Here is an 18,797-nt window from a genome sequence, read left to right on the forward strand (position 1 = left end):
ATGACACATGATACGCGTTCACTTTACAGTCAACTGTCATCGATAGACAGTTTGCTCCATCAGGCTGACATTCAAACTTTAGTTGATGGTTATGGGCAGACCTTTATCGTTGAACATTTACGCAAACTACAAGAAGAAGCGCGTATCATTATTCGACAAAATAATCAGTTACCGCAATGGCATGATAATTGGGCGGAAGAATTAAAAAATCGTATTGCATTACAACGAAAAGCCGCCATAAAACCGGTTTTTAATTTAACAGGGACGGTATTACACACCAATTTAGGTCGTGCGTTAATGGCAGAGTCAGCGATTGAAGCGGTAAGCCAAGTCATGCGCTCTCCGGCAACATTAGAATACTCCCTTGATGGTGCTTCTCGAGGACATCGTGATCGAGCCATTGCCGATCTGTTATGTGAATTAACTGGCGCCGAAGATGCTTGTATTGTTAATAATAATGCAGCTGCCGTTTTATTAATGCTGGCCACCGTCGCACCAGATAAAGAAGTGGTTGTTTCTCGTGGCGAATTAGTTGAAATCGGCGGTGCTTTTCGTATTCCTGATGTGATGTGCCAAGCGGGATGTCGTTTAAAAGAGGTGGGAACCACTAACCGTACCCATCTAAAAGATTACCGTAACGCGATTAACGAAAATACTGGGTTGCTAATGAAAGTTCATACCAGCAACTACAGCATTCAAGGCTTTACCGCTGAAGTTGAAGGTGCACAACTTGCTGCGCTGGGTAAAGAGATGAATTTACCCACCGCCATAGACTTAGGCAGTGGCTCTATGACCAATTTGGCTGCACTGGGTTTACCTAGCGAGCCGATGCCACAGGACTATTTGCAACAGGGTATAGATTTAGTCACTTTTTCAGGAGATAAACTATTAGGTGGCCCACAAGCAGGAATTATTCTAGGTAAAAAAGCGTGGATAGAAGCCATCCAACATCACCCTCTAAAACGAGCGTTACGTGTCGATAAAATGACATTGGCAGCATTAGATGCCACCTTAAGACTTTATCAACAACCTGAAAAAATGATCAAGGATATCCCGACATTACGTTTACTCACTCGTACACAAACCGAAATTCATGATATGGCGCAACGGTTACTTCCTCATTTTCAGGCATATTATGGCGATAACTACCATATCACAATATCCTCATGTGCTTCGCAAATAGGAAGTGGCTCGTTACCGATTGAAAGCTTACCCAGTGCAGCCCTTACCTTTGCTGCCAAAGATGGGAAAGGAAGTCAATTAGATGCCCTTGCGGCACATTGGCGTAACCTAGAAAAACCTATTATCGGCCGTATTACGGATGGTCGCTTATGGCTCGACCTACGTTGTCTTGAGGATGAAAATGCATTAATACAGGCTCTATCACTATGATTTTTGCGACAGCCGGTCACGTAGACCACGGAAAAACAACATTAATACAAGCGATCACCGGTGTAGATACAACTCACTTACCTGAAGAGAAAAAACGCGGTATGACCATCGATTTAGGTTATGCCTATTGGCCACAAACCGATGGATCAGTCATTGGTTTTGTCGATGTCCCCGGTCATGAAAAGTTTCTTTCTAATATGTTGGCCGGTATTGGGGGAATTTCTCACGCCTTATTAATTGTCGCTTGTGATGACGGTGTGATGGCACAAACTATTGAACATACAGCTATCTTACGTCTTGCCGGTTGTCCTAACATCACCGTGATCCTCACCAAAGCAGATCGTGTAGAGCCACCACGTATTGATGAAGTTAAACAGCAGATAACCACACACTTACTTAATCTAGGTTGGTCAGCACCACAAATCTTTGTCACTTCAGCCTCAACTGGCGTAGGTATCGCGCCATTACGAGACTATTTAGTTACCCTACATCAGCAAGAGCAACAACACCCTCAATGGCATAAGCGTTTTCGCTTAGCGATTGATCGTGTATTTAGTATTAAAGGTGCGGGTTTGGTGGTCACAGGTACTGCACTTGCCGGGCAAATTGCGCTAGGTGATACTTTTTGGCTAACCGGTGCAGATAAACCGGTAAGAATTAGGGCATTACATGCGCAAAATCAGCCAGTAGAACAAGCCGGTGCAGGTATGCGCATTGCGATAAATATTAGTGGTGATGTCAGTAAAGAAACGGTTTCTCGTGGTGATTGGTTACTATCACAAGCACCACTTTATCCTTCACATAAAATATTAGTCAGTCTAACAGCTGATGAATCTATTAAACATTGGCAACCGGTTCATATTCATCATGGTACACGCCATATTACAGGACGTATTGCACTATTAAATAATACCGATGAAACACCGCTATTAGCAGAGCTTATTCTTGATGAACCCTTGTGGCTGGTGGATAACGATAGACTGATTTTACGTGATATCAGTGCACAACGAACTTTAGCGGCGGCCAAAGTGCTCTGCTTACACTCTCCTCGTCGGGGTAAACGACAAGCTGAATTTTTATCTTGGCTAAGTGCACTTGATAAAGCCAACACGGTGAGTGATAACCTCGCACTCTATTTACCCAAAGGTGAATTGTTATTGACACAATTTGCTTGGGCACAGCAACTGACGGAAACCGCACTTGATACGCTATTAACCACCTTTGATGTTATTTCTATTTCCGGCGTCGTCATTTCGAAAGCCAATGCCGAACAGGCTAAAGCAAAACTATTACGCACACTAGAAGAATATCACCAGCAACATAACGATCAAATGGGTGTGGGCCGTTCCCGTTTAAAACGTATGGCTCTTCCCACTTATCACGATGAGCTGGTTTATCACTTAATTGATCAGTTACGCCAAGAAGGCGCTATTAAGCAAACTCGAGGCTGGCTACATCTACCAACACATGGGTTAGCTTTCACAGCAGAGCAAGAGGCACTATGGCAGATTGCCAAAAACTATTTTCAACAATCAGAGCCTTGGTGGGTTCGTGATCTCGCCCATGAAATGAAACATGATGAAAAAGTCATACGAGGCTTATTACGCAAAGCCGCTCAACTAGGTCTTATTATCCCCATTATTGCCGATCGCTATTATACTCATGATTCGATAGAAAAATTTGCCGCTATCATCGTAAAATATAACGAAACCAACGGCAGTGTAACCGCAGCCGATTTTCGTGATGAACTGGCCGTAGGTCGCAAACTTGCCGTACAAATTCTTGAGTATTTTGACCGAACAGGGTTCACTCGACGTAAAAAAGATCTTCATATCTTACGAGATAAAGGGTTATTCTAACTTAACTGGTTACTCTTTATGATTGGCTGGATATGAGCATTCAGCCAATTAAGGTATTCTTCGCTTGTCTTTATCAATAAACTTTTAATCACTATGCTCGGAAGAGATATGAAAAAATTATCAGGGCGTATATATCTTGCGCTTGTTCTTATTGCTTCATTATTTATTGTCTTTGAGAAAGCTTCTCTAATTTATACCGCACTACTGTCTGTCAGTGTTTATTTTATTATTTTTACGCTGTGTTTTGTTTTATCGTCCCGCGCGCTATTCTCGGCAATCACAACAGGGACACTCTTTATCATTATCAAGTTTATCAATCAGCTTAAAGTCCACTATTATAAAGAGTCACTGCTATTTTCAGATTTTAACCTTGCTTTTGATAGCTCAAATTTAGGCACCTTAACGCAGTATTGGGAAGCCGGTGTCGCGATTATTGCCATGGCTATTTGGCTAATCATTAATATGGTTACCGCGTGGCGTTTCTCCCGTAAATCACCTATTGCTACACGCCTAAGTAGCTTATTACTCATTATTATTGGCCTTACAACTATTCATTTTACGGTGAATAAATGGCAATCGGAGTGGGAAGGTACGCTTCCCGGTGGTCGAGGAACTGTGACTAATCTAATTATGTCGGGTTATCAAACGGCTTATCATCCCCCTTACTATGCACAAAGTGCAGACTACTTTATCGAGCAAGCCAACCGTGTGGTCTTACCGGAAACACAAACCGAGGTAAAACCCGATATTGTTGTATTACTACAAGAATCTACCGTAAACCCAAGCATTTACCAATTTGATAAAAACGTGGATTTGCCCGATCTTTTTATGTTTAAAAAAGATGAAGGTGTCAGTGCCCAAAGCCCATTACGAGTACAAACCTTTGGTGGAGGAACTTGGCTTTCTGAATTCTCAGTATTAACCGGTCTAAATACCGATGATTTTGGTGCGCGTAAAAACTCTGTGTTCTATTTTGTGGTTGATAAACTCAATGAAAGTTTATTCCGCCAACTCAAATCTCAAGGGTATTACACCGTACTGCTCACTCCCTTTAATCGTAACGCCTATCACGCGGGATATGCTTATGAAAAATTAGGGGTAGATGAGATTATCCAGCCACAAGAATTGGGTTATCCGGGGAGTTTAGAAGAGAATTTATGGACTATCCCTACCCAAGATATGATTAATTATCTAAAAGAAATCTTAAAAACACATACAGATAAGCCATTATTTATCTTTTCTTTAACTATGTATGAGCATGGCCCTTATAAAGGCTCACATAGTGATGATTATCAATTAGCTGGCCAAACAGAAAGCCCTGATGCACCGGGTAAATTTAGCCACTATATGGAAAAAATTATTGCCAGTGATCCGGCTATTGAAGATTTTTCTCACTTTGTCGCAAATAGAGAGCGCCCCACCCTGTTTCTTTATTTTGGTGATCATCAACCTAATATTGACCTAAAAAATTATCAATCACCTTTTAGTGATCCAGCACATATTACTCAATTCACCTTAAGGGATAATTTAACGCAAGGTGCAACCCTTTCTACTGGAGAATTAACGGATATTAATTTTTTAGGGGGAATGTTGTTAGAGCGCGCTCGTTTACCTTTATCACCTTACTATAAAGCCAATATTCAAATGCGCCATTTATGCCAAGGCAAATTAAATGATTGTGAGGATGAAAAATTAGTTAATAGTTATAAGAACTATATTTATGACAAATTAAACGTTGCCGGTGGCAAAGATAATTAATTTTCAAATTTACTGATAAAAGGTGATCGGGATTACTAATCAGTAGCAACACGATTATTGACTCGTCCTGATATCGAACAAAAAAGAGGCTAATAACTGGCCTCTTTTTATTTTATTAGTTATATCCACAGGGGTTAACTAATAATCATCAGTTATTATTCTGCGCAAAGGCGGCTAATAAATGTAAGGCTGAAGAGTAATAATCTGTATCCTTAGTTAAATCAACATTTTCAATTACTGTTTTCATTGTCAGATCTCTTACCGCCATCATACCTGGCGTTAAGTTATAATCAGCGCGCTCTTTACCATCAATACTGATCCACGCAGGCGTCTTATCACGATCAAATTGTTGCCAATAATTCACAAAAGGTTGTAATGCGAGTTTATCTTGTGCCCATGCTAAATAAAGAGGAATGCGAATAGCATCAAAACTAAATCGTGCTGGCCATTTTTCACTCGGGGCAAGATGACCATCAGGGTATAAACTTACCCAATCACTTGGTAATTTATATTTACCAAAACGCATTTTTCTTAATAAGGATTGGCTATCGTTAATTAAATTTTTCCAGCGACTATCATGACTAACTCGATAGAAATCTTTCCATGCCGGAAAGATAAAATAGGAGGGGTTAATGATAATTTCTTCGGGGATTTTAAAACCATTAATTCCCGGTAAGAGTACACTGTAGTTTTCTGTCTTCACTAAAGTGTGTTCAAGGATCGCATGCTGAATAGAATCTGACGCTGAAAGATAGCTTTCATCATGCCATTTTTCCCCAGCCTTTAATAATGCCCAAGCAATTAAAATATCACCATCTGTTGCATTATTAAGATCGGGTGTATGTTGGTTATTTTCGGGTTCATAACGCCATTTAAATAAGCCAAGATCACCACGATACAGCGACATTGCCGTCCAGTGCCATAATTGTGCAAAGGTTTGGCGATCGTCACTCATAACCGCCATTAACATGCCATACCCTTGACCTTCTGAGTGTGAAATATTTTGATTAGCGCTGTCAATGACACGCCCCTCGGGAGTAATGTAACGCGCTTTAAATTGTTGCCATCCAGCTTGGGTTTCTGTCGCTTGTGCCATTGGGGATATCATTAACATCACACTTAGTGTTAGCAAAATACCAAGTCGATGAGTCAATCGAGATAACTGTCTTATGGACATTGTCTCTTTCTCCTTCTTTTGCCGACCGCTAAATGAACTCGGTCGGCATACTACTGATTATTGCAAAATAGCCTCAAAAAATTGTCATCACACTGTTATCGACTTCTTTTAGTGTTGGGCGATTATTGGCCATAGTTTGGGATAATACATCTTTTGCATACAACTCTTGTATCCAAAGAGCGAACTCTTCTTTCAGTTCGCTATTATGTAAACCATACTCAACAAAGGCTTTCATATAACCGAGTTTATTACCACAATCATGACATTTACCAACTAAGGTGTAAGCTTCGGCAACCTCTTTTTTCAATAAGAGATCAATAGCATCCGTTAATTGGATTTCGCCGCCAACCCCCGCAGGCAACCCATCGAGTAACGGCCAGATTTCTGCAGAGAAAACATAGCGCCCCACCACAGAAAGATTAGAAGGTGCTTGTTCTGGATTAGGTTTTTCCACAATACGACGAATAGGCGCCCAGTTACCTTGTGGGCAAAAAACACCTTGGCAATCAACAATTCCATATTGATGTACTTGAGTGAGAGCGACAGGTTCAACCATAATTTGGCTACGCTCTGTTTTTTGGAAGCGTTTGATCATGGCAGATAAGTTATCATGGCAAGGATCACAGTAGTGAGAATTTAATAGCACATCGGGGAGTAATACAATAAAAGGATTATCACCAATGACAGGGTGAGCACAACAAATGGCATGCCCTAATCCTAATGCTTGCCCTTGGCGAATTTGGATAATTTTTACATTTTCAGGACAAATAGAGCGAACTTCTTTTAATAATTTATTTTTTATTCGTTGCTCTAACATATTCTCTAATTCAAAGCTGGTATCAAAATGATCAGCAATTGAGTTTTTAGATGAATGTGTCACTAAAATAATTTCTTCAACGCCCGCTTGTGCACACTCTTCAACAATATATTGAATTAAAGGACGATCAACTATCGGTAACATTTCTTTTGGAATGGATTTAGTTGCAGGTAACATACGTGTGCCTAATCCAGCGACAGGAATAACAGCTTTCATCATAATATACTCCTCAAATAATTATTTATATAAAAACAATACATTGTTATTAATTGAAAATAATTTTCTTTTATTTTCTTTCCTAAAAAACTCTCTATTTAAAATATAAGTATCCCTCTCCAGATAAGGAGATTTTTATTTATTAATAATGACTTTTATTTGAAATATAGTGTTATTTAATACTCTGAATAAAAACCGTATTTATTTCCTCCTTTCTCTTTTATTGCATAAAGCTGTTTATCTGCTGACTTTAATAGTTCAGATAATGTCTTGCCATCCTTAGGGTATTCAGCAATACCTAAGCTAATAGAAGGAACAATTGTTTTTTCTTTATTGATTTTTATCGGTTTTTCCATTCCTCGCCATAGCGATTCGATGATCTCCAATAACAATAAAGAGCAAGAACGTAATCCAGCAGGGAAAAGTACCGCAAATTCATCGCCACCAAGTCGTCCACAGTAAACCTGCTGGCGTTCTAAGGCTAATAAACGCTGCGCTATCTCACATAAAACATGATCACCAATAGCATGGCCATATTGATCATTAATCGTTTTGAATTTATCACAATCAATAATCCCAAGACAAAAAGATGAAGGTGTCGCAATATTTAATCGCTCCTGTTCAATTTTCTCAATAATACTTAGACGGTTAGCCATTCCAGTTAAAGAGTCAATATAGCTTTTATTTAATAAATCATTTCTTAACTTTACTTTATCCGTGATATCTAAACTTAAAAATGCATAATGAGAAATTAGATTATTTTTATCAAAAATTGGAACGATATTAATATCTTCCCATACTTCTTGTTTATTTTTATTTGGGTGTTTTGCCTCTAATCTTATTACCTCTTTATTATCACTAATGTTAGAAAACACATCTTGATTTTCATCAACTAAATAAAACAAGTTATATCTTTTATTTTTTATACTTTCAAAATTAATATGATTAAATTGGCAGTATTTTTTATTAGCGTAGATAATATTACCTTTTATATCTGTTACTATCATCATAAATACATAATTAGTAAATTGCTTTATTAATAAGTCATTAACAATATTATTATTAATTACTAATTCACTCATTTTTTCCTCCTATGCTTATCAATAAAGCATAGTTTTTATTATTTATCTGATGAACTATTCGCATAACGAAAAATAAAGGCATCTTTTGCATCTGTAGCTTGACGGTGCACATGCATTTTATCATTTCCCCCTTGATGAGTAAGCCAGCCTTCATATAGCCCTTCTAATACACTGGCACTCGCTGCACGCCAATTAGCTTCCTCTTCATTTGCTGAAAAATGTGGCCATGCACAGTGCACTAATAGCAACTCACTCATTGCTGGAGAGATAGTCACAAAGCCCCACTTAAACAGTGTTAAAACTTGATTGATATGTGATTCTAATGACTGGATATTTTCGCTATCAGGTAATGGGTAACGTTGAGCGATATCTTTCCCGATATCTCTTAATTTATTTTCGGCCTGCGTAATATCGTTATCACTAACTATTTGAAAAAATAATAGTTGTGTCAGATCTTGCCAACCGCTTTCAAAAGGTAACTGTAATATATCGCTATCATGTTGGTTCATTACTTATCTCCTTAATTATTTAGATAAAAAGTCTGGGGTGTATTTTAGATATAACCACATATTATCTTCAGCATAATCACCCGATGTATCATGAGATAAGCTGAGCCCTAATTCTGACTCTTTATTTAAATAATATTTAGCATCGAGCCCTAAACGATAGGTAATATTGGTTTCATCTTGCTCTTCATAACGAGATTTAATACGTGAGTCACTCGTATGACGTTTGTTTAACGCATTTTGCATATAAGCATGGGTTGGAAAATAATCACTCCCCTTTTGCTTGTAACTCTGTACCCCTATCGCACCATTTAGCGATACCTCTCCTTTTTCAAAACGACGGGTATAAGCAACAGGCAAAGAGACAGCGACATAATCTTGTGGGCTGAAGTACCCCCCATGCCCTAATGAGAAGTAATTTTGGTTGTTTTTAAAGTTCATATAGTCCACATGAACACCTGCTTTGACTTCTTGTTGCTCATCTTTGTAGAAGTTTGCATAAGAGCCAAGCCAAACTTTTACCTCTTCATTACTTTCAACACTTTTCCCTTGGTAGTTATAGTATCCCCCACCAATATAAGCACCGACTTTGCCATCATCCCATGCATATTGCGCTTTAGCACCATTACGCGTGACCTGTCCCCAGGTTTCTCCCGTTATAGGATCGGTACGTCCCATATAGGAAAGTAAGCTATCTTTAATCGCTCTACGCTCTGCGGTTAATGTTAACTGTCCATTTTGGCCAATTTTTGGTGAGTAAGTCAGTCCACCAACAATAGTGGAACTATCTTTATTCAAAGGTGTTGTTCCAACATCAAAACGTGTATTGTGATCAGATAAAATCAATCCTAATTCAACACCTGAAGCCCGCTGGCTTCCCGCATCATCTGCGTTTATTTTGTTCTTTTCATCATGATTATCACTGTTTTTCGCAAAACGTTCAGCATGCTGCAATTGCCCCGAGCCAAAGCGATTAGCGCGCTCTCCAGAAGCCGTACCGCTGGTGATTGAAACGGGATTAATATTAAATTGCCAGCGCCAATCTTCACCAGGAACACTTGAGATAGCAATCGGTGCCGATATTTCAGTCAAATTTGATAATCCCTTATCACCATTACGATGACGAATAGCAATACCACCTTGTACCCAAGGAGATATCTGCTGCTCTAATTGACGAATGGAGCGTTGAACAGCAACCATCTGTTTATCTTCATTTATAGAGCCAGTCATCACACTATTTTCACTCTCTAGTGCCATTAACTGCCCTGCTGCGGTATTCACCGTACCTGTTGTGTTATTTGTCGTTTGCCATTGTGCGCTACGCAATAACGCCAATGCCTGACGATTTTCACCGTTTAATTGCGCTACTTGTGCTGCTTGTAATAGATAAGCAGGTTGTGAAGATGTCGGTATTTGTTGTAACAGTGTTTTGGCTTTACGACCGTCTTTTTGCGCCAGAGCAACTTCAATTTGTGCTTGAAGTAATTTGCTATCTCTCCCTTGCTGTTTTTCAAGGTAAGAGAGAATTTTATTTGACTGCTCTGGCATAGATTGCGCTAAATACACACGACTTAATGCCATTAATAAGTCTGGATCATCAGGACTTACCTTTAATGAGGTGACGAGAGTTTGATAAGCGGCTTTGATTTCACCTTTTTCCCGTAAACTATCCGCTTGCGCAACATTTGTCAGTATAGCTAAACGTTGTTTCTCGGCTGCTGGCGTTTGTTGCTGTAATGCTGGATCATTAATCAAGCTCGAGGCTTGTGCATAACGTCCTAACGCATTAAACACATTGATATGCCCTGCATAATTTCCCACGGAGCCTTTAGTCCCTTTAGCCAGATCATTTTCAATCAATTGCAGTGCTTCATCTTGTGCACCACTATTTACCAGTTTTTCAGCTAATTCCCCTACATCATTTGGATAATCAGCCACTTGGTTGATTAAAGGACGTAGCGTATTGCGCATCGCAACGAGATTGCCCGTTTTATAGTAACGCTCAGCTTGTGTCAGTTGACGATAAAAACGCGCTCTCTCTAATAACGCTTTTTCCGCCTCATTTTGTTGAGGTTGACTGTTCAGTAGGGTAAAAACTTTATCCCACTGTTTTTGTTCAACATAAAAGAGCGCCGCAATATAATTGGCATCACGTGTTTGACGACGTTCAAGTTGTAAAATGAGCTGATCCGCTTGCGTTTTATCACCTTCGGCTATCATTAAACGGGCTAAATCAAGGTATACCCAATTATTTTGCGGGTTTTTACGTTGTGCCTGAGTTAATAATTGTCTTGCCTGAGTGCGATGACCATTTTCTAACGCCTTTTGCGCATCACGACGTAATCTTTCTGATGGATCAGTATTTGCCGTTAATTTTTGTCGTAAAGATGCGGGTTGTTTTGCTACTAATTGCTCAGCTTGGCTGTTTTTTCCTTGTTGAATAAGCAAGTAGTAATATGCGGAAATAACTTTTTCATTTTGACTATGCTGTTGATATAGTTCAGATAATAGCTGATAAGCAGCAGGTAAATTACCTTGTTTGCGCAATAAATCCGCTTGCAATAAATGTGCTGATAATCCTTTTTCACCCGATGAGTGAGTTAAAGGTAATAATTTATCCAGTGCTTGCTGAGTATTACCTTGCTTAGCTTGTCGTTGCACTTCTCGTAATTGAGAATAAAAACCCGCATCCTCTGCTTGTTGTTTCCATTTTTGCCCTTGTTCCCCCCCTGACTGAGAGGCTTGGTTTAATAACTTTTGTCCGGTTGCCAAATCACCTGAACGTAGAGCCACATAACCTAATCCTGCTAACGCTTGAGCATCTTGACTATCGACCGTTAATGCTTGTTTAAAGTAAGTTGTTGCTTGCTTTAGGTTGCCTGTGTTTAGCGCTTCATAACCTGCTTGTCGGGCATTACCTTGTATTGCTCCTTGGTAATGCTGTGCAATAGCTTTATCGTGAGGATTAGTTTGTAGATAAGATTGATACAGCCCTTCATCATCAGGACGTACATTAAGCCATAGTAAGGCTTGTCTTAATCCATTTTTCGCCGTTTCATCACCAGAAATCTTACTTAAAATAGCAATCCCTTCACGGCGAGTTTCTTCGTTATAAGTTAATGTTAATCCTAATGCTTTTTGTGTTTCTTTATTATCTGGCATCCGCTGAGCACGTTGTTTTAACCCAGCAATCGCTTGTGGCAACATTGCCGGTATTCCAGCCATAGTTTGATAATATTCAAGTGATAGCGAATCAGGTGGTTCATGTGTGACAAATAAGCGCTGATAGGCTTTTATTGCCTCTTCATGTTGCCCTTTTTGGGCTAATTCTCTCGCGTAACCCAATTGCTGTTCACTAAATTGAGATGAGCGAATATTTTTTAATCCCGCAATACGCGGATCTTGAGGTGCAATCCGTGCCAGTTTTTCACGCCAATAGCTGGCTTGTTTTTCATTTCCTTGTTGCGCAGTAAAAAAAGCCATTAAATACAGCGCATCTTGATTATTATTTTCCATGATCAGCACTTTTTGTAGCGCTTCAATGGCTCGTTCATCATGCGCTTTTCCATGCCAGTAATTTGCTTGCTCTATTAACGAGCTGACAATATTCGCATCTGTTGCATTAGCAAGCGTGGAATGGGTAACGCCTAATAAGCAACTGGCATAAATCACTTTAACAATCATATTAAGTGTCTGTTTTTTCATTTTATTCCCCCTATTTATCAACATGACGCTTTGATATTTCACTCAGGCGACGCGTTGAGCGGCGTTGTAACCAGCAATAAACCACGCTCCCTGTTAGCGCACAAAAACCGACTGCCAACATGCCAAGCAAATAGACATGTCTGGTGCAATACCAAAGAAATTGCTGTAATAGAGGCAGGTCTCCCTGTGAAAAATGTTCTCCTAAATGGAAGCTCATCACCGTATCTTGACCACTAATTAAAGTCAGATCCCCTTTAATAGCGGCATTAACATTTGCATGGTTCAAATCACCAATGATGTTTTTAATTGAGTCATTACCTTTTGCAGTCACTAAAACAACCACACGATCTTTAGCCCAAGGAGAGATAAAACTCATCATTCCCCGCCAATCATTTAACGGAGCAAGATAATTTGCCGCATCACTACTTGGTGATAATGGATCACCGGCTAACCAACTTTTAGCTTTATCTATCAATGAGGGAGATTGGATCTCAAGTTGGTTATTTATAAAAGAGAAGGTTTTTTGTGAAAAAGCACTTGGCAAAAAGCCGTTACTACCTAACTCTCCAATCGCCAAGATATCTTTTTGTGCTAACTGATTTTTTTCTAAGTCTTGCGCACCAAGAAAAACAGAAATATAAGAAACAGGTGTACCGGTTGAATAGCCCGATCTCGCCATTAAATTAACTAACGTATATAGCTCTTCAGTTGTGGGATTTTCTGGCAATAATAATGTGGTTTGAGAAAAATCTGCCCGGCGACTAAATGGGAACGATGCACCTGAAAAATAGGCTAAATTAGGCATTCTGGAATAGTGCCACGTATTTTTAAATTGTAAGGTTGATTGCGGATCAATACGACTAATCAATCCTTGGCCATCCGTTAAAATACAGGGGGCATCATCATACTCATGTAAATCAAAATAGAATTCTAATTGATTTTGACTGTAGATTTGTCGTGGATCTAAATAAAGCGTACTACTTTGCTGTGCACTCTCCATCCCTAACCACTGTCTTAATATTCCTAATGGCTCTGAACGAGAAGGATATAACGCACCAATAAATTGATGGTTTAAAGAGGCAATTAACGAAGAGCGACGGCTATTTATTTTATCTGAATGAGGAAAAACATATTGCAGATCTAAAGGTAGCGCATCTCCATCCCACCAAAAGAGATCGGGTGAGACACGAAACGAAAATTGATTAGGAGCATGATTTATTCCTTGGCGAGTAAAATCATCACGACCATGAGCTATCTCCCCCAATGTTACGGGATGATTGGTATTTAACCAACGTGGGGCATCATAATCCTGACGTACCGGAATATGTTGAGCAGCAACCGTTAATTGGTCATTTGGTGGTAATTTGCCACTATTTAATGCCCATGCAGCTTGACGTAATGTTTTTTCATCATCACCGCTAATCAGTAATAATTTAAATACGGGATCAACGGGGTTATCGACTATCGTGAGCTGCCCATTTTTTCCTGATGGTAAGGTAATACCTGCAATAGTCTGTCCGGCATAACCAATTAAAACACCATCGCTATCAGGTAGTTGATTCATTAATACAGGTAAATCTATTTGTTTAATATCATGACTAAAACTACCAAACCAAGAAGCAGCAATAGCGGCAGCTGTTACCTGCCCATTATCTGGTTTATCGGCTAAAACAATAGGTAACGAGGTCGCTGTCATTCTATCAGGATCAAAGAACGGTAGGGGCAGTCGTTCCAAGCTATACCCGCCATTAATCCAACGACCTCGATAATTTAATGATGAATCGGGCGAAATCACCAAACTTAACTCATCAGCTAAAGGAGGCATACACTGCTTTTCATCTAAAGCATCGCGACTGGCAAGGCGAAAACTCAAGTTGTTTATATTGGTCAACATCATTTCAGGGATCTCTAACATATACTCATGTTCTTGCTCACCTTCTTCTAAAGGCAAAAATCCCATAGGTTGACCATTTAGCATCAAATGTAACGTTTGATCGGCTTGCACTAATCCCGATGAAGCTTTCACTTTCATGGTGAGTGTCGCACTATCGATAAACAGATCATTTGCCATACGAAATGTCACGCCGGATAATAACCGTCGACCGGATAATACTATTGGTGATGGACTCCCCATTTGAGCTAATGTTAACTGCTCTTCAATATTACGCGCCTCGGAGAGTGCAACATTATCAAATAGTTGCGTACTTACTGTGGGTTGTAGTGGCGGATGAGTATAAGATGTTGGCTCTGGTAATACTTCACCATCTAGCTCTAGCATTCCTGTTGTCGCATAGCAAAAATGAATACTCGCCATGGCAATAACCGTCAGACTTAGTATTGATGTCAGTTTCTTTTTCATACCTAGTCATCCCCATTAATAGATTGCACAGAGAGAGAGGTTTTTGCTCTTTTTACCGGTGCTTTTACTTTTTGACGACGACCAAAGAACAACTCAAAAATACAGCCAGTGATAGCACCTAACTCTTTTAATGGTTTGTCTTGATATTGTGTTTGATGAACCCAAGCATCTGCACGACCAAAGATCACCCGTACTAACTTACGGCGTAGATTTAAATCCATTGGTAAAAAAGCGAGACGTAACTGGCTATTTTCTAAACTGACCATTTCCACAGGAAGCGTAACAACATCACGTTGCACCATTAACGTAATGCTATTAACGGTACGCTGGCGTAATTCAGCTATTTTATTAATCGCAATACGCACTCCCCCCATCGAAATATCTTCGGTGGTAGTTTGTAATTCAGCGCCATCATCAAAATGTAAAGTGATAGGAAGTGATGCCTTAATGCGGGTATTTTTACGAATTTGGCGTGTTTCTTTACCTACTGCGATCGATGCCAACACAATAAATAAACTATAAGTTGCCCAAACCAAATTCAATACAATGACTAAAGGGTCGATGCCTTGAAAATCATTTAATAAATAACGAATGATGACCCATGAAATACCCATAACTAGAAGCAGTGCAGTAATAATCAAAGGGCGTACCGTTAGATAATCCATATAGCTTTTATCAAGCAAATCGCCTTTATCAGTGACATTAAATTTACCTAATTTAGGTGAGACTAAACTGAGCAATGTAGGCAGTACTAAACTAAATGCCATCACTGTTTCATAGATTTCTCCCCAGAAAGAATAGCGATATTTACCAATATTTCGTGAGTTTACATACACCGACATAATTAAATGTGGTAATGCAAAGGCAAAAATCATACTGGCAGAAGAGGCGATAATATTGAGGTTGAATAACATAAACAGTAAAGGTGCGGTTAAAAAGATAATCCGAGGCAACCCATACTGAAAATGCATCATCGCATTGAGATAACATAACCGCTGAGGAAACGTTAAGCCGCGGCCTAACATAGGGTTATCAACACGAAAGATTTGTGTCATTCCTCTAGCCCAACGAATACGTTGATTAACATGTAATGCTAAACGCTCTGTTGCTAGACCTGCAGCTAAAGGAATATCAATAAATGCCGAATTCCAACCTAAACGTTGTAATTTTAATGCCGTATGGGCATCTTCTGTGACTGTCTCAACCGCAATACCACCAATTTCTTCTAGGGCGCTACGACGCATTACCGCACATGAACCACAGAAGAAGGTTGCATTCCAATTATCATTACCTCGTTGAACAGGGCCATAAAAAAGTGCACCTTCGTGAGGGCCGTTTTTGGCGGCACTTAAATTACGTTCAAAAGGATCGGGTGAATAGAAATAGTGTGGTGTTTGCACCAAAGCTAATTTTGGATCTTCAAGGAAATAACCCACCGTTGCCTGTAAAAATATACGGGTAGAGATATGGTCACAATCAAAGACGCAAATAAGCTCACCATCAGTTAATGCCATTGCGTGATTTAGATTACCTGCCTTAGCGTGATCGTGCTCTTCACGCTCAATATAAGTCACACCAACATCATTGGCGAATTGCTTAAACTCTTCACGGCTACCATCATCCAAAAGATAAACTTTCATTTTATCTTTTGGATAATCAATACCTTGTGCAGCTAAAACCGTATCACGTACCACATCTAAACTTTCGTTATATGTGGGTACATAAATATCCACTGTTGGCCATAACGAGATATCTTTTGGTAATGGCGCTATTTTTCTATTTAATGGCCAAGCTGTTTGGAAATAACCTAAAACTAAAATAATCCAAGAGTAGATCTCAGCCAAAAATAATCCTGTACCCAATATCCCTTCAATAGAGGTATTAAAATTAAGTGTGTGGGTTGCTCGCCAATACAGATAACGTGTAGACATTAACAATGATAAAAAAATCATTGTTAATAATCGTTTTTTTGATTTTTTAGAGCCAATAATAAATAACAGCAGAATATTAATTATTCCAAATATATATTGTTGTTTAGCACTCATTGGCATAACAATAAGCGAAAACATTGTTATTAATAAAAAAGCTGTTATTAATAGTTTAAATAATTTATTCATAACCCCATACCTTGCCATTGCTATTATTTTCTTTTTTAAGAAAAAATTCATTCTTGGTACGATAGACCAATAAATTCTTTTAAAAAAAGAAAATACCAATAGCTATAAATTGACATAAGTCAATATTATTTATATTTAAGAGCTTGTTTAATTAGCTGATGCAATAAATAAAAATATCTTTTGCAATGAGAGCTTTTCATTTACTAGGCACTTATCTGTGGTTTTTTTTTCAAATAACTGATTATCTAGCAAACACTTACTTTGCTTATTAACTCTATTTTTTTCTTTTACTTCCGAGGCTAAATCTTGTGAATAAGAAAGAGAAGTCGCTATATTAGCTGTTTGTTTTTGTCTCTTTTTAACTTTAGATATATTCAAGAACTCTTCATTATCCCCTGATAGGGAGTCTTTATTATCCTGTTGATTTATAACACTATTACTAATATTACAGGCTATATTACCTGTCGTTTGAGAAGAGAAATCTTGAAAAGTAAACCCCTCTTCCTGAAACTTATTTTTTAAATTATCTATATCATCATACATAATATGAACCCTTAAATAATCGCACCTAATACCTTGTCAAACAATTAAAAACCTCACCAAGATAAGGATACAAAAACAATTAAAATAAGCTTATTTAAAAGCTAACACCTAAGAGTTGCAGGACAACTTTCATTTATTTATACAAACCTAAATCATGCAGAGTAATTTTACTTGTAAAATATTTCATCTAATAAAAAAGACACTGTCTAATTGTAAGTAATGATTATTTAATTTGAATTGTATAATTATTTTAATAGGAAATACAACGCCTTCAAAATAACTATTTTTCGCTCAGATTGTATTTTATTTTATCTAACTGTGTATTTTTACTTAATACAATGTTAATGAAAAACACAAAAAAAAAGTCTCTTTTTAACGTAAAAAAGCAGGTTAATTCCCCATCTAATAACGTAATAAAACTAATAACAAATTGTATAAATTTTATAAAAATAAAATCCTGTAATTATTACCTTGTAATATAATTTATTCTAAGAAGAAAAAACATTGAGAAAAGTAATATGAAATTTTTCAGCTACTGATCTTTTTTAAATGTAAAATATGGCTCACAAAGCAAAATGCGATGTTGTTTTTTTGTGTTGATCATCATCAAAAAAAGACACATTTTTATAAGCGAAAAGTGTATTTTTTTCATAGAGTAGCTAACACATTGTCATGCTATAAAAAGAAAATAACTTTATTTATTCAGACCCATTAAGATAATCTAAAAAAAATAACTTAAAAGAGATGATTTAATAACAATATTCTTTATTGTTTATTAATAGGAAAAACAACTATCATTAACCATAAAATCAGGATAATTAACCAAGATTATATTTTACGTATTAAATAATATTGTTAATAATACTTAATAAAAAGAATAAATATACTAGATACGAATACATTAATTAACTTTAACACTATAATAACAATGAATCTTTAACTGACTGATTTATAATAAATAATACACACCTTGTAGATACTATTACTATATACAAGTATTAATACGTATATTTTTGTTTTTTTATATCATTAAATAGCACTTAACTACGTTTTTATACTAATAAAAATACATCAAATAACAACCATCTATTTTAGATATAATGTTAACGATAACATTTTCGGAACCACTCCTTTTAAGAGTATTCCTATCATATTAATCCATATTTTCTTTATTAAAACCTAAAAACTAGTCATTTTATGATAGTTTTTTCTATTAAAAATGGGGTTAGAAAAAACGTTTCACCTCCTGACAAGATCACAAAATGC

Annotated in this window: 11 protein-coding genes; 3 read left to right on the forward strand and 8 right to left on the reverse strand. The window is 37.8% G+C overall.

The window, feature by feature from the left end:
• From selA to HMPREF0693_RS15690, 3 genes are all read left to right on the forward strand, one after another.
• Positions 1 to 1,392 (forward strand): L-seryl-tRNA(Sec) selenium transferase, encoded by a 1,392-nt coding sequence (gene selA / locus HMPREF0693_RS15680; RefSeq protein ID WP_004246540.1) that lies wholly within the window; start codon positions 1 to 3, stop codon positions 1,390 to 1,392.
• Positions 1,389 to 3,251 carry a selenocysteine-specific translation elongation factor gene (gene selB, locus HMPREF0693_RS15685; protein WP_004246541.1) on the forward strand — a complete coding sequence of 621 codons (1,863 nt, stop codon included), beginning with the start codon at positions 1,389 to 1,391 and terminating at the stop codon, positions 3,249 to 3,251. The genes selA and selB overlap by 4 nt, the downstream gene beginning before the upstream one ends.
• A 108-nt stretch (positions 3,252 to 3,359) precedes the next feature.
• The gene (locus HMPREF0693_RS15690) at positions 3,360 to 5,009 is read left to right on the forward strand and encodes an LTA synthase family protein (RefSeq protein WP_012368625.1); all 1,650 of its coding nucleotides are present in this window, start codon (positions 3,360 to 3,362) and stop codon (positions 5,007 to 5,009) included.
• Positions 5,010 to 5,157: 148 nt separating this feature from the next.
• Here the strand turns inward: HMPREF0693_RS15690 and HMPREF0693_RS15695 are convergent, their stop codons facing one another.
• The 8 genes from HMPREF0693_RS15695 to HMPREF0693_RS15730 form a co-directional block, all read right to left on the reverse strand.
• A complete protein-coding gene (locus HMPREF0693_RS15695) occupies positions 5,158 to 6,186 on the reverse strand; it encodes a family 8 glycosyl hydrolase (protein WP_004246544.1) in 1,029 nt (342 codons plus the stop codon).
• Positions 6,187 to 6,259: 73 nt separating this feature from the next.
• Complete coding sequence (gene galU / locus HMPREF0693_RS15700) at positions 6,260 to 7,222, reverse strand: UTP--glucose-1-phosphate uridylyltransferase GalU (protein WP_004246546.1); 963 nt, start codon at positions 7,220 to 7,222, stop codon at positions 6,260 to 6,262.
• A gap of 173 nt (positions 7,223 to 7,395) precedes the next feature.
• Entirely contained in the window at positions 7,396 to 8,301 is a 906-nt protein-coding gene (locus tag HMPREF0693_RS15705; RefSeq protein ID WP_004246548.1) for a sensor domain-containing diguanylate cyclase, read from the reverse strand.
• Between the two features lie 38 nt (positions 8,302 to 8,339).
• Positions 8,340 to 8,810 (reverse strand): cellulose biosynthesis protein BcsD, encoded by a 471-nt coding sequence (bcsD, locus tag HMPREF0693_RS15710; protein ID WP_004246549.1) that lies wholly within the window; start codon positions 8,808 to 8,810, stop codon positions 8,340 to 8,342.
• A gap of 15 nt (positions 8,811 to 8,825) precedes the next feature.
• Positions 8,826 to 12,512 (reverse strand): cellulose biosynthesis protein BcsC, encoded by a 3,687-nt coding sequence (locus HMPREF0693_RS15715; protein ID WP_036932490.1) that lies wholly within the window; start codon positions 12,510 to 12,512, stop codon positions 8,826 to 8,828.
• 10 nt (positions 12,513 to 12,522) lie between these two features.
• A complete protein-coding gene (bcsB, locus tag HMPREF0693_RS15720; RefSeq protein ID WP_004246552.1) occupies positions 12,523 to 14,871 on the reverse strand; it encodes a cellulose biosynthesis cyclic di-GMP-binding regulatory protein BcsB in 2,349 nt (782 codons plus the stop codon).
• Positions 14,872 to 14,873: 2 nt separating this feature from the next.
• On the reverse strand, positions 14,874 to 16,988 hold the full coding sequence (bcsA, locus tag HMPREF0693_RS15725) for a UDP-forming cellulose synthase catalytic subunit (RefSeq protein ID WP_050765219.1): 2,115 nt from the start codon (positions 16,986 to 16,988) through the stop codon (positions 14,874 to 14,876).
• A gap of 147 nt (positions 16,989 to 17,135) precedes the next feature.
• Positions 17,136 to 17,531, reverse strand: a complete 396-nt coding sequence (locus HMPREF0693_RS15730) for a hypothetical protein (protein WP_004246554.1) — start codon at positions 17,529 to 17,531, stop codon at positions 17,136 to 17,138.
• Positions 17,532 to 18,797: the final 1,266 nt, after the last annotated feature.

The sequence above is a fragment of the Proteus mirabilis ATCC 29906 genome, assembly GCF_000160755.1.
In the GTDB taxonomy this organism is placed as follows: domain Bacteria; phylum Pseudomonadota; class Gammaproteobacteria; order Enterobacterales; family Enterobacteriaceae; genus Proteus; species Proteus mirabilis.